The organism is Coxiella endosymbiont of Dermacentor marginatus (genome assembly GCF_907164955.1).
Taxonomy (GTDB): domain Bacteria; phylum Pseudomonadota; class Gammaproteobacteria; order Coxiellales; family Coxiellaceae; genus Coxiella.
Map to the genome: position 1 here is coordinate 683,317 of NZ_OU015521.1, position 14,413 is coordinate 697,729.

The following is a 14,413-nucleotide window of genomic DNA, read 5'->3' on the forward strand; positions in this document are numbered from 1 at the left end:
AACTAAAGGAAATTGAGATACTTTTTAATAAAAGTGAATAAAATAAGAATAAATCGATTTTAGTTAGAGATACTTAAAAAGGGGATTTCTCTTTTGTTCTAGAAAAAGTTGATACGATTGAGTTCCTCGTTTCAGATTTTAAAAACCCATACTATCCTTAAATAATCCCTAAACATCCTTTTTAAATTGCGTATCCAAAAGAAATAGATCGTTCTGTGTCTTATTACGCTTTCTCTTCCAGGAAAATTTCTTTCCTACTCCTTATCAGAATACCAATCCAGCGATGATAAAGTATAAGTCTATTCAAAATATACAACTTGGTAACTCGTGTTATTAATTTAAATTTTGAAATAGAATTTAAAACTGCTGGTATCCAGGATGGAGAATATGTACAGATTTTTCCATTTGAAAAGTATTTAAAGAATTAAGTTAAGAGAGAACCTTTATAGTTAAGGAAATTAACATTTTGTTAAAAAATTCCAGCACAAAGATGTCGAAGAAGAGTTATTTTATATTTCACGCGATCCACATGTAACTCCAGAAAAACTAAGCAAACTTATGAAGTTTTCAATTTTCTATTTGCCAAGAAATTTCAGGAACTCTACTGCCATTCCGACTCATCAGTTTGATTCCAAAGAAAACTCGTAATTTGGGTGCGACGAAAACTTGATATGATAAGATTATGAGGAGGTACTTACTATTCGAATCTAGAAAAGCTACTAGAATTAAAAAGCACCACGAAGAATGCTTCTGACCTAAATCAGAACTTAGACTTTTTATATTGCAAGGTGCATTTCTATGCTAATTTTAAATATGTATGCTTTTTTCTACTTTGTAATAAGTAATGGTATATCTCGGAAAATGCCTTATGATGTACTTCTAAAATGAATTAAGATCTTGATCTTATTATATCGATTATTACCTTCTGTATTCATTTTATTCAGCGAATCTTTCTAAAAAAACAATTCGCTCTCATTTGCTTGCATTGGTGCAGATAAGCATGCTCTTTATAAATCAGCAGAGTAATCGTCCCCTACTAGTTGAGGAAGTGTATTTTAAAATTAAAGACTTTCAATAGGTTTTTCAAATCTATAGGATTTAATAGTCAATAAAAATGTTGTTTTATGATGTTCAAGGTAAAAGTTCTGTGATGAGTCAGATTTATTTGCATTATTAAAGCAACCACTGTAATAAAAGAGTCCGCCGGTATGAGACTAATAATGCTAAATTGGTTTTTTTTACTCTGACAGTCAGCTCTCAAGATCTTTTCAAAATTTTAAATGGAAAATTTTTTCAAAATAAAAGAACCAATCATTTAGTTTTCACAAACAATCTAATAGTTATTATTAAAATTTCAATAATAACTATTAGAAACTATCAGTTTATCTCTAGCTAGTTGTTTTTAAGTTTTATAGTATTCTTATTACCTATGATATGTATCCCAAAAGTGTTACTGCTCGTTGCTCTTATAACGAATTTGATTACTATTCTTTAAAATTGAAATGATTGTCATCCATTAATGATTGTCATCCATTTTTGTATAATTTCCGTAATCTAACGGTTGATTGTTAATTGAAGTAAGGTGAATGGTATTTTAATTATGTTACCTTTATCATAAGTCCAGAGGATTATTTTAAATAATTATACTTTTTTCTTCATTATAATTTGATATCAGTTTGTATCTTTATCTTTAGTTTTGATTATTTGGTACTAAGATTGTGCTCCTGACTTATACAACTTATTACTTACCAACATTACGAGGAACGATAATCAGCAAATAAGTTAGGTTTTAACTCAGCTTATTTCAACCAGTTTTACCAAGTTATTTTCAAAGATTTGATGGACCACTGACTTCATTATGCTGGAGGAAAAGATCTGGGCACTAAAGCAACAATAATTCAGATACATTAGCACCCATCTGTGATTTTATTATCTGTTGATATTAAGATCTTGAGAAAAAGGTTTCTTACAAAGGAATTCAATTTTCGAGTTATATTTTGTTAATAAACTCGCAGGACAGGACGGAATAAAACAAAACCTCTTTCTATGAAATTCTTTTTTTATGCAGTCCATTTTTAATATACTCTTTTTCCGAGCAGTTATTATAATTGTTGTCATATCCCAAATTATCGAGTGCTAGAAAACGGTATGGCAAGCAAGGATCCAGAACTTGAATACTACCGTAAAAAGGGCTATTTTTATTCGGATTTCCTCCAGACGACAGAATAGTCTTCTGGTCGTTGGAGAACAGAGTTATTTTTGGGTATAAGAGAGGCCCCAAAAGCTGCTGATGAAAAGAGTTAAACAAAAAGGCATTGAAATTTATGGACGCCTTTTGCAAGTCACTAAGCGATACTGTGCAATCTTTATTTTTGGGATTATTGGTACGATAGTAGTCTCGCTGACTGATGCTGGATTTACTTGGTTAATAAAATTGATCATTAATCAAGGATTTATTGCCCGTGATGCTGGTTTTATTCGTTGGTTGCCCTTAATAATTATATTAATTTTCCTATTTCGAGGGATAGCAGGATTTTTATCAACTTATTTTATTAATCGAGTAGCTCGCAATATTGTGATGGATTTTAGACGGATGATTTTTAGTCATTTATTGCGCTTACCTGTCAAGTTTTATGATCAGAACAGTTCAGGTCATTTACTATCCACGGTAATTTACAATGTAGAACAAGTTTCTCAAGCAGGCTCTGATGCTCTAGTTATTACACTTCAAGAATCCTCATTAGTCATTGGCTTACTGATAGTGATGTTTTTAGTCAATTGGGAATTAACGTTATTTTTTTTAATAATTACTCCGATCATTGCCTGGGTAATGAAAATTTGTAGTACGCGATTACGTCGATTGAGTACTAGTGTGCAACGATCTATAGGTGAAGTTACGCATATTGCGAGTGAAACTATAGAAGCTTATAAAGTAGTCCGTCTTTTTGGTGGACAAACCTATGAAAATAAAAAATTTCACCATATCACTAAGGTAAATCAACAGAACGAATTGAAAGTGGTGATAACTAACAGTGTCAGTATTTCATTAATACAGTTACTGATCGCTATTCAGGTTGCCATCATTTTATTTTTTGCTACTCAACCTTCTTTACATGTAACTGCTGGCAGTTTTGCTTCTGTGATCTCTGCAATGATCATGATGCTTAGACCTATACGTCGACTTACTATGGTTAATAATTATATCCAGAAAGGCGTTGCTGGTGCGGAAAGTATCTTTAAGTTATTAGATGAAGACGTTGAAAGGGATATGGGAAGTCGTCATTTGTTACGAGCAAGGGGTACCATAGAATACTCTGATGTTTCTTTTTCCTATGATAAAAGTCCAAAGCCTATTCTTTCGAACATTAATTTAACTATCGAAGCAGGACAAAAAGTCGCATTAGTAGGTCGATCAGGCGCTGGAAAGTCTACGTTAATTAATTTATTACCCCGATTTTACGAAGCTTCAAAAGGGATCATTAAAATTGACGGAATTAATATTAAAGAGTTTCATTTACAAGAGTTACGTAATCAATTTTCTTTAGTGTCTCAAAACACTATCTTATTTAACGACACTATTTTAAATAATATTGCTTATGGCCAATTAGGACGTGTTGATAAGAGAAAAATTATAGAAGCGGCTCAAGCAGCTCATGTAATGGAATTTATCGATCAATTACCGGATGGTTTAAATACTATTGTTGGAGAAAACGGTGTGCTCCTTTCTGTAGGACAATGCCAACGGATCACTATCGCCCGTGCCTTGTTTAAGAACACTCCTATTTTTATTTTCGATGAAGCAACATCTGCGTTAGATACACATGCGGAGAGACATATTCAAGCAGCGTTGGAAAATTTAATGCATGAAAGGACTACCTTAGTAATTGCCCATCGATTGTCTACTATTGAGAAGGTCGATTGGATTATTGTGATGGAGAGAGGGTGTATCGTAGAAAAAGGAACGCATCAGCAACTTTTAGATTTAAAAGGAATTTATGCTGAATTGTATCAAATGCAATTTTCGGAAAACCCTATTTTGATTGATATTGAGAATCAGAAATGATAATAGCACCGCAATTTTGGTATCAATCACGCTCTTGGATAAGTCAGTTTTTAATCCCCTTTTCTTTATTATACCAACTGGCTGTGATTTTCCGAAGAACAATCTATACTATTGGCCTTAAAAAAATCCGACAATTTTCAGTGCCGATTATTGTGATAGGTAATGTTACTGTAGGTGGTAGTGGGAAAACTCCTTTAGCTATTTGGCTTGTGAATCAATTAAAAAAGCAAGGTTTTCGGCCAGGGATTGTTAGTCGCGGTTATGGAGGAAAAAATAAAGATAGACTCCAAATCGTCACACCGAATAGCGATCCTCATCTAGTTGGAGATGAAGCTATTTTATTGGCAAGAACAGGTTTTCCAATGGTGGTGGGCGTCAATCGCCCGGATGCTATAGAATACTTATTAAAAAACTTTAATTGCAACATTATTATCAGCGATGACGGATTGCAGCATTATTCGTTATCACGAGATATTGAAATCGCTGTTATAGATTCTGATCGTCAATTTGGAAATGGATTGTGTATGCCAGCAGGACCCTTGAGGGAACCAAAATCGCGATTAAATTCGGTGGATTTCCTTGTTGTAAAGCAGTTGTACCCTGTGGAAATTTATCAATTAAACAACCCAGAAAAAAAAATAAATTTTGAAGAATTGCATGGGAAAACTATCCATGCAGTTGCTGGGTTAGGGAATCCACAAAATTTTTTTTATCAGCTTGAATTACTAGGAGCAAAAGTAATAAAACACGCATTTCCCGATCATTATTTTTATCAGAAAAAAGATTTTCAATTTGAAGATGATAAAATAATCCTTATGACAGAGAAAGATGCGGTTAAATGCAAAGAGTTTGATGACAAACGACTGTTTTGTTTATCCGTTTCTTTAGAAGTTCCTGAACAATTCTTAAAAAGTTTTTTTCAACAAGTTGAGATAAAAATAGGTCTTAAATATCTTCTGAAAACCCAGAGGTAATCGGATACCGCCGATCTTTACCAAAAGCACGTTCCGTAATGCGGATACCAATAGATGCTTGCCGACGCTTATATTCATTACGATTTATCATTCGAACTACTTTATTAACTATATTAATATCAAAACCAGCAGCTGCAATTGTGTTTGGATCTTCGTCTTTCTCAATATAACGCTCTAAAATTTTATCCAGTATCGGATAAGGTGGTAAGGTGTTTTGATCTTTTTGATTTGGAGCCAGTTCTGCAGAAGGTGCGCGAGTTAAAATACGCTCAGGAATAACAGGTGAAAGAGTATTTCGATATTTACACAAGCGGTATACCATTGTCTTATAAACATCTTTTAGTACACTGAAGCCACCAGCCATATCACCATATAAAGTAGTATACCCAACAGCCATCTCACTTTTATTTCCGGTCGTTAATACAATAGTGCCTTTTTTATTGGAGAGAGCCATTAATAGGGTACCCCGAATACGCGCTTGCAAATTTTCTTCAGTGACGTCTTTAGGAAACCCTCTAAACTCTGATGCTAGACTTCGAATAAGAGCTTCGAAGATAAAATTAATATTAATAATAGATGTTGAAACTTTCAATGCTTGGGCTTCTGACTTCGCGTCTTCAATGCTCATTGAAGAGGTAAAAGCGGAAGGCATTAGAATACCACTCATTCGTGATGATCCAATGGCATCAACAGCAATAGCTAATGTTAAAGCAGAGTCAACACCTCCAGAAAGGCCGATAATAGCACCGGGAAAATTATTTTTATTAATATAATCGCGAATGCCTAATACCAGAACATTGTAAATTTTTTCTTCATCTAAAGGCTCAGGTGGCAATGGGCGTTTGATTTTTATATCTAATTGATGTTCAAGGTCAAATTCAATGGTCATTAACTCTTCTTTAAAATAAGTACTTTGTTGAATATGCTCCCCATTTTGATTAAATACCATAGAACCGCCATCAAAAACGAGCTCATCTTGCCCCCCAATTAAATTCAAATAAATAATGGGAACACGATATTTCTGAGTACGTTTTGTTAACAAAACACGCCGAAGATGTGATTTATCTTGAGAGAAAGGAGAAGCATTAATGCAGGCGATTAATTGTGCTCCTGCTTTGACAGTGTCCTCTAAAGGCATTTCTAACCATAAATCTTCACAAATCAATAAGCCAATTCTTATTCCTTTAACTACGATGATGCAGAGTTGATCTCCAGATGAGAAATAACGTTTCTCATCAAAAACCCGATAATTAGGTAGTGCATGTTTTCCATAGGTTGCAACTATTTTTCCTTTAGTAATCACAGCCGCTTTGTTATAGTAACGCTTCTCTTGGAAATCCGGGTATCCTACGATAACAGTAGTATACTTAACTTCCTTGGCGATTCGTTGGAGTGCGCGATGAACACGCTGATAAAGTACAGGTCGAAAGAGTAGGTCCTCGGGTGGATAACTTGTAATAGCTAATTCTGGAAATAATACGACATCAGCTCTGCTTTTACGATAGGCGCGGTTGGCTGTATCAACGATGAGTTGAGTATTTCCTTCGATGTCTCCAACCAGTAAATTAATCTGTGCAGCTACAATAATTAATTTTTTCATGAATTATTCCACGAATTGTTATTTATAATTAGTGCTGCCACTATTTTCCGCCCTTCGGACATTAATGCTGTATAAGTACGACAGGCGGCACCTGTATCCATAGATTCAATTCCAATTCGTTTTTGGAAAAGCGGCCTAAGCTTTTCTTGAACTGGGAAAATAAATTTTTTTCCAGTCCCAAAGATGACCACCTCAGGATTTAAAGATAACACAACTTGGAAATGTTCAGACTTTAATTCTTCTAAAGACTTCGGCGCCCAGTCACTAATGAGCTTAGAGGGAGAAACAATTACACTTGATGTATAAAGCGTTTCATTAATCGTAACCGATACGGCATCATAAGCTCGAATTTGGTAATGTTCAATACTAATATCTTCAGTAATTAGCATATCTTCTTAATTCTCATGCTTACTTAAGCATAGCATGAATCTTATATGAACTTAAACCTTATCTTATTTTGATTGTTCAAAACCTGCTGCTAATCTATCCATACTCTCACCCTTAGATAGTAAGAAAATGAATCTGCGTATGTTTTGGATTAAATTTGATATCCTTCATGGGATTAGTTAGAATACCGCGTCTGTCCCTGTTCCACCGATTTAATCTCGGGGGATTTATTAAGCCAAGTCAGGAGGAAACTGTTAATGCGACATTATGAAGTCATAATCTTAGTCCATCCCGATCAAAGTACGCAAGTATTGGCGATGATTGAACGCTACCAGCTGATGATTAAAGAAGGCGGGGGCAAGATCCACCGATTAGAAGACTGGGGACGCCGTCAACTAGCTTATTCTATCAAAAAAGTATACAAAGCTCATTATCTTTTAATGAATATTGAATGTGATAAGGCTGTTTTGGATGAGCTTAAAAATGCTTTTCGCTATAACGATGCTGTGATTCGTAATTTAATTTTAAAACGCAATCATGCTATTACCGAGCTTTCACTCATTATGCAAGGCGCTGAACAAACGAAATTTTTGAAAGAGAAGCTAAAAGTCTTCGTTGAAGAAAGGACTGTTGAAAAACTTGAAGAAACCTAAGAGGAATATATGTCATTTCATCGCAAAAAATTCTGTGCTTTTAAAGCAAAAAATATTCGAGAAATCGATTATAAGGATATCGATACGTTAAGAGACTACGTTATGGAATCCGGCCGCATAGTTCCAAGTCGTATCACAGGAACAAGCGCTAAGTATCAACGCCAATTATCTCGTGCTATTAAGCTGGCTCGTTATCTAGCTTTATTACCGTATTGCGATGCGCATCGATAAAAGAAATTTAATCTTTTTCCTATTGTGAGTAAGTAAGCAGACGAGAGTGATGATTTTGGTAACTTAATGAAAAGCTTTGGAAAATATTTACTGGCCGATAACATTCGTGCAGCTATAGCTGCGCTGAGTTTTTCATTATTAGCTTTTTTTCTGCCTGTAGGATTTTTTACCACTTTAATTTTAGGATTGGTTACCCTCCAAAAAGGCTATAAGGCGAGTTTAGTTGTTTTAGCTTTTGTTCTTTTACCCGCCATTGCTTTGGTGATCACTCGACATTTTAGCTTTTTTTATCGATTTGATCTATTACTTGCCCAATGCAGTTTAGTATTTATATTTGGTTTAATTCTACGCTATGCTACTTCTTGGCAGTGGGTATTAGAAGCTGCTTCTGTAATGGGAACATTGGTAGTTAGTATGGTGCATCTTATTTTTCCAAACATTCGGAAAATATGGATAGGTTTAATTAATAATTACTTACAATTTAATGATTGGGCCTTAACTTTTCATTTAGGTACTGATCGTTCTGCAGAATTTGTCCAACATCTTGTTTCCATTGCTACGGGAAGCTTTATTTTTTTTGTTTTATTTGGAACAATTATCTTGTTAATTTCAGCCCGTTGGTGGCAAACAGCTCTTTTTTCTCCTGGACGATTACAGTTTGAATTTACGAAAATCCGTATTAGTCAAGTAAGTGCGAGCTTGTTAATCATCGCTAGTATTGGTTTAATTTGGCAGCCAAGTTGGCTCGTGGATACCTATCCTGTATTATTATTTCCGTTTATGATTGAGGGATTTAGCATCCTTCATTGGTTAGTAATGAATCGGAAAGAAATGGTATTATTGATGATAATGGTTTATATCGCTTTTTTGTTATTAACATTCTTTACAGTGATTATTTTAGCTATCATGGGGCTTATCGATAGTTTTTATAATTTTCGAAAGCATTACACTTTATTGAAGAATTAACGAGGATTTAAATTGTGAATATGAGGGTTATTTTGCAGGAAAAAATAGAAAATTTAGGTAATATTGGTGATCAAATGTTCGTAAAGCCAGGCTATGCGCGTAATTTTTTATTTCCGTATGGGAAAGCTGTACCTGCGACGCTAGAAAATATCGCGGAATTTGAAAAAAACCGCGCAGAATTAGAGAAGTTAGCAGCAGAACAGTTAGAGAGAACTAAAGCACGTGCGAAAAAATTGGAGGGAAAAACTTTTCGCGTCATAGCAAAAGCCAGTGATGAAGGTAAGCTTTTTGGTTCAGTGGGGGTTCGTGAAATTGCTGCAGCAATTTCTAGCAAGGGTATTAATATTGAAAAACGTGAAATAAGCTTGCCAGAAGGACCTATTCGCCAAATTGGCGAATATGAAGTTCCAATTCATCTTCATGCTAACGTTACTGTTATGTTAAAAGTTGAAGTGGTTTCTGAATAATGAAAATAATTATACGTGAATAATCAGCTTAAGAAAATCATTCAGCCTTACTAAGGCTTGTCAAAGAATCCACTTTATTTTTCTATGTCTATATAATTTTCCATACTTAAATTGGGATACGTATTTAGAGAATATTATTCTAATTTCATTAACAGCTTAGGGTTTTTTTGGAATCGAGCTTTTATTAAGTAATAAGAATCTCTGCTGATCCTCTTAGCACGACCAGCAATTTCAATAATTTATAACGCATTAATCTGCACCGCAACAAAATTTACTTATCAGAGAGAAATTACAAACATTATCGTTATTTGGCCTACACTACTTGTTTTCTAGATATAGAAAAACGCGCTTTTTTGAGAAAGGGTCCGGTGGTGCCTTCCTGTTCTAAGGTCAGAATGTTAGACTAGTCCTTATGCCACCACGTCAGAAAGAAAAAGATCTACCCCCTAAAATTCCACCTCATTCACAAGAGGCGGAACAATCTGTACTCGGTGCCTTAATGTTGGATGATCGTGCCTGGGATCGTATTGCTGATCGGATCAGTATGAAAGACTTTTATCGATCCGATCACCGAGTAATTTTTGAAACGATGTCTCGCTTGATTGATCAACATAAACCTTTAGATGTATTGACTATATCAGAAGCTCTTAAAGCAAAGGATCGACTAAATGCGCCTGGAGAAGCCTATATCTATGAGTTGGCTAAAAACACACCTAGTGCTGCAAATATCGTGGCTTATGCAGATATCGTCCGGGAACGAGCTATTTTACGGCAACTAATTGAAGCTGGAACAGATATTGCGCGGGATGGCTTTAATCCTGACGGTCGTGATATTAAAGTATTACTTGATAAAGCAGAACAAAGAGTTTTTAATATTTCTGAAAGCCGTTCTCGAGGAGCTGGTCCTGTACCAATCAGCACCTTGTTGACTAAAGCAACGGATCGCATTGATATGCTCTATCATTCTAGTAAAGTCCTCACTGGGCTTTCTTCAGGTTTCACTGATTTAGATAGATTAACTTCTGGTTTACAACCAGCTGATTTATTCGTAATTGCAGGTCGTCCTTCCATGGGAAAAACCATATTAGCGATTAATATCGCTGAGCATGCAGCAATAAAGAGCAATGTTTTAGTACTCATTTTTAGTATGGAGATGCCTGCTGAAGCATTGGTTATGCGGATGATTTCATCTCTGGGGAGTATCGACCAGCATAAAGTGCGTACAGGTCAACTTAAAGATGATGATTGGCCTCGAATTACACGTGCTGTTGAAATGCTTTCAGAAACTAAATTATTTATTGATGATACTCCTGCTTTAACTCCCGGAGAGATTCGCTCACGGGCAAGGCGTTTAGCTCGTGAGCATGGAGTGCTAGGTTTAATTGCTGTGGATTATCTTCAATTGATGCATATCCCAAACAATCGGGAAAACCGCAGTATAGAAATATCTGAAATTTCTAGTTCTTTAAAAGCACTAGCAAAAGAATTAAATATTCCTATTATCGTCTTATCTCAGCTTAACCGCAGTTTGGAAGCTCGAACCGACAAACGTCCTGTGATGTCGGACTTACGGGAGTCAGGTGCAATTGAACAAGATGCCGATCTGATTGCTTTTATTTATCGTGATGAGGTTTATCATGAAGAATCTCCGGATAAGGGTAAAGCAGAGATTATTATTGCGAAGCATCGGAATGGTCCCATTGGAAAGGTGATACTTACATTTCGTGGACAATATACTCGTTTTGATAATTTCTCTCACGAGAATGTGCTACTACGATCGCCTTTTGGAGTGTGAGCATGGACCGAGCACTAGCTACTATTGATTTAAATGCACTCAAATATAATTTTTCTCGAGTAAAAGAAATTGCTCCTCAATCTTCTGTTTTAGCTATGATTAAAAGCGATGGTTATGGTCATGGATTAGTTCGAGTTGCTAAAGCACTTAAGAATGCATTTGGAGTGGCATGTATTGATGAAGCATTAATTTTACGGGAAAATGGAATTGTAACACCAATTGTGGTTATGCGTGGCTTTAGTAATAAGGCAGAATTAAACAAATTTATTCAACATAATTTGGTAGCAGTAATTCACCATCCTTATCAAGTAAATCTTTTGGAAAAAAATAACACTTCCTTATCCTTACAAGTTTGGTTAAAAGTTGACACTGGAATGCATCGATTAGGTTTTCCTCTAGAAGAGGTGGGCTCTGCTTATGATCGACTGTCCGCTTGCCTGTCTGTACAAAAACCAATTGGATTAATGAGTCATTTAGCTGATGCTGATAATAAAGATCGATCGTTTACTGAATGGCAAATTAAACAATTTATAGAAATTACTAAAAATAGGAATGTTCCTAAAAGTGTAGTAAATTCGGCAGGCTTATTAGCTTATCCTACTGCTTTTTTTGATTGGGTTCGTCCTGGAATTATACTATATGGTGTGTCCCCATTTTCTTATGAAGTTGGTATTAAGCGAAATTTAAAATCGGTAATGACTTTATCTGCGAAGATAATAGCAGTTAAAAATTGTCGTCCTGAAGACATGGTAGGCTATGGGTGTACGTGGCGTTCTTCAGAAAATACACTTATTGGTATTGTTGGTATTGGTTATGGTGATGGATATCCGCGTCACGCACCCAGCGGAACTCCAACACTATTACATGGAAAAATATGCCCGTTAATTGGTCGGGTATCTATGGATATGATAACCATCGACTTGCGCCATGAGCCAGATGCTAAAATTGGGGATGAGGTAATTTTGTGGGGAAATGGCTTGCCTGTCGAAAAAATAGCTGAACAGGCCGGTACTATTGGATACGAATTATTGTGCCAAATAACTCAACGGGTTCAATTTAGAGAGAAGTAAAGATGGATAAGTTTTTAGAGTTAAGAAAAATTAAATGGAAGTGTCGTCGAGGTATGCTGGAATTGGATATCCTTTTAGAGAAGTTTTATGAAAATCAATTTTTGACTTTGACATCTGAAGAAAAAAAATCATTTAATTGCCTTCTTGATGAGCCTGATCCTCTACTTTACGACTGGTTATTTGGTCACAAAATTTCCTCTGATCCTCAATTTCAAAGTTTAATCAAAAAGATATCAACCTCATTATAATCATAAAAAATTTTCAGATTCATTAATTTTTCATCATTCTCCTAATATAATTTAACTAATTAGAAATACTTTTTTGGATTAAAAAAGATTTACTTTTTATCTTTTAATTCTTTTAAAACGTATATAACTACATACATCGAATAACTACTATGAAGAGGCATAAGACTTCACTTTTCAAACTCAATTTTCTTAGTACTCATAGCTTTTTTAGTATAGTCTGGTCAAAATTTAACTGCAATCTGAATATTAAAATGAGTTCTTTTTAAGTAAATATAGTATTAACTGATCGTCTTTATTTCTTTCAATTGTAAACATTTGCTGTGATTGTTAGGGTATTTAAACTACATGACTTTTTTTAATTTTGAAAGAATTGATGGAGAAATGCATGATCTAAGAATCTTAATCTTAATTAATTTTTGGCTCTTTTTCAAAGAGCTATTACTAAATTTTTCCTGATAAGAGTCTTCGGAAGTTTTGCTATTGTCTGATCAAAATCTATAAAGATTAATTATCATGGTGTTATTTTTAACAACTTCTCCATACTTTAAATAAGATAATTAATGCGCCGTATCCACCACACGGCAAACTTATCGGAAAGTTAGATTAAGTAAAAAATCAAAACACTTGAGTTAACGAATGTATTTTGAGACAGTGACTCTTATTATAAATGCGTTATATCCTTTTTTCTAAGTAATCTTGCAAGTAGTTATCTTCATCGGATGATCTTTATCTTTCTAGACACTTTGCTTTATCTGGAATTAAACTATTGCACTTCAATAGTAGCTTTCTGAACATTAATGAAAAGTAGTGGAAAGTAGAAAATAAAATTCCAGCTTTTCCTTCAATATAGACAGATTCAAGTATTAATGCTATTAAAACATAATGTTTGGAAATACCTTTGGCAAACTATTTACTGTCACTACTGCTGGTGAAAGCTATGGTTTAGTATTAGTAGCTATTGTTGATGGTTGTCCACCTGGACTCGCCTTAAGCACAAAAGACATTCAAGCAGATATTGACCGACGTAAAACTGGCCGGTCTCGCTTTACTTCACAACGCCGAGAAGCTGACCAAATCAAAATACTATCGGGAGTTTTCGAGGGCAAAACCACAGGTACGCCCATTACATTATTGATTCAGAATACTGACCAGCGTTCTCGAGATTATTCGAAAATAAAAGCATTATTTCGTCCGGGTCATGGAGATTACACTTATTTTAGGAAATATGGATTTCGAGATTATCGAGGCGGGGGAAGAGCTTCTGCTCGAGAGACTGTTATGCGAGTTGCTGCTGGTGCTATCGCCAAAAAGTATTTGCGAGAAAAATTGCAAATTAACATTCAGGGGTATGTTGCTGCTATAGGACCTATCCGGGCAGAAAAAGTTGATTTTTCTGTTGTAGAACATAATCCTTTTTTCTTTCCTGATGAAAATAAAGTTCCAGAGCTTGAACGATTCATTATGGAATTGCGGCGCCAAGGCGATTCAATTGGTGCCCGAGTTAATGTAGTTGCAACAGGGACCTTTATAGGATTAGGAGAGCCTGTATTCGATAAATTAGATGCTGAAATTGCCTCAGCTATGATGGGGATTAACGCAGTAAAGGGAGTGGAAATTGGCGATGGATTTGCGGTAATTGAACAGAAAGGATCAGCGCATCGCGATGAAATGCAAAAAGAAGGATTTTTATCCAATCATGCTGGGGGAATATTAGCTGGTATTTCCTCAGGTCAAGATATTCTTGTAAGCCTAGCTTTTAAACCTACACCAAGCATTCGAATTCCAGGAAAAACTCTCGACGTGAAGGGAAAAGAAGTAGACGTAATCACTACCGGCCGTCATGATCCTTGCGTGGGGCTTCGTGCTACACCTATCGCCGAAGCTATGTTGGCGTTAGTTTTAATGGACCACTATCTGCGGCACAAGGCCCAAAATTTATAAATATTGTATGAAAGAGGA

At 35.3% G+C, this 14,413-nt stretch carries 12 protein-coding genes; 10 read left to right on the forward strand and 2 right to left on the reverse strand.

What is annotated here, in order from left to right:
* The first annotated feature begins 2,290 nt into the window (after positions 1-2,290).
* Both msbA and lpxK read left to right on the forward strand, forming a co-directional pair.
* On the forward strand, positions 2,291-4,063 hold the full coding sequence (gene msbA / locus ONG85_RS02665) for a lipid A export permease/ATP-binding protein MsbA (protein ID WP_264435395.1): 1,773 nt from the start codon (positions 2,291-2,293) through the stop codon (positions 4,061-4,063).
* A complete protein-coding gene (lpxK, locus tag ONG85_RS02670; RefSeq protein ID WP_264435396.1) occupies positions 4,060-5,037 on the forward strand; it encodes a tetraacyldisaccharide 4'-kinase in 978 nt (325 codons plus the stop codon). The genes msbA and lpxK overlap by 4 nt, the downstream gene beginning before the upstream one ends.
* On the opposite strand, the gene ONG85_RS02675 is transcribed toward lpxK, so the two are convergent.
* The gene (locus ONG85_RS02675; protein WP_264435397.1) at positions 5,009-6,637 is read right to left on the reverse strand and encodes an NAD+ synthase; all 1,629 of its coding nucleotides are present in this window, start codon (positions 6,635-6,637) and stop codon (positions 5,009-5,011) included. The genes lpxK and ONG85_RS02675 overlap by 29 nt on opposite strands.
* Entirely contained in the window at positions 6,634-7,026 is a 393-nt protein-coding gene (locus tag ONG85_RS02680) for an Mth938-like domain-containing protein (RefSeq protein ID WP_264435398.1), read from the reverse strand. The genes ONG85_RS02675 and ONG85_RS02680 overlap by 4 nt, the downstream gene beginning before the upstream one ends.
* A 255-nt stretch (positions 7,027-7,281) precedes the next feature.
* Between ONG85_RS02680 and rpsF the strand changes: the two genes are divergently transcribed.
* The 8 genes from rpsF to aroC all read left to right on the forward strand — a co-directional run bounded on the left by rpsF (position 7,282) and on the right by aroC (position 14,395).
* Positions 7,282-7,677: a 30S ribosomal protein S6 gene (gene rpsF / locus ONG85_RS02685; protein WP_264435399.1), complete on the forward strand. Its 396-nt coding sequence runs from the start codon at positions 7,282-7,284 to the stop codon at positions 7,675-7,677.
* Positions 7,678-7,686: 9 nt separating this feature from the next.
* Positions 7,687-7,908: a 30S ribosomal protein S18 gene (gene rpsR / locus ONG85_RS02690; RefSeq protein WP_264435400.1), complete on the forward strand. Its 222-nt coding sequence runs from the start codon at positions 7,687-7,689 to the stop codon at positions 7,906-7,908.
* 66 nt (positions 7,909-7,974) lie between these two features.
* Complete coding sequence (locus tag ONG85_RS02695; protein ID WP_264435402.1) at positions 7,975-8,874, forward strand: hypothetical protein; 900 nt, start codon at positions 7,975-7,977, stop codon at positions 8,872-8,874.
* A gap of 20 nt (positions 8,875-8,894) precedes the next feature.
* Positions 8,895-9,341, forward strand: coding sequence for a 50S ribosomal protein L9 (gene rplI, locus ONG85_RS02700; protein WP_264435403.1), 447 nt, complete (start codon positions 8,895-8,897; stop codon positions 9,339-9,341).
* A 412-nt stretch (positions 9,342-9,753) separates the two neighbouring features.
* The gene (gene dnaB, locus ONG85_RS02705; protein WP_264435404.1) at positions 9,754-11,136 is read left to right on the forward strand and encodes a replicative DNA helicase; all 1,383 of its coding nucleotides are present in this window, start codon (positions 9,754-9,756) and stop codon (positions 11,134-11,136) included.
* Between the two features lie 2 nt (positions 11,137-11,138).
* Positions 11,139-12,206, forward strand: a complete 1,068-nt coding sequence (gene alr / locus ONG85_RS02710; RefSeq protein ID WP_264435405.1) for an alanine racemase — start codon at positions 11,139-11,141, stop codon at positions 12,204-12,206.
* Positions 12,207-12,208: 2 nt separating this feature from the next.
* A complete protein-coding gene (locus tag ONG85_RS02715; protein WP_264435407.1) occupies positions 12,209-12,454 on the forward strand; it encodes an FAD assembly factor SdhE in 246 nt (81 codons plus the stop codon).
* An 882-nt stretch (positions 12,455-13,336) separates the two neighbouring features.
* Positions 13,337-14,395: a chorismate synthase gene (gene aroC / locus ONG85_RS02720; protein ID WP_264435408.1), complete on the forward strand. Its 1,059-nt coding sequence runs from the start codon at positions 13,337-13,339 to the stop codon at positions 14,393-14,395.
* Positions 14,396-14,413 lie beyond the last annotated feature (18 nt).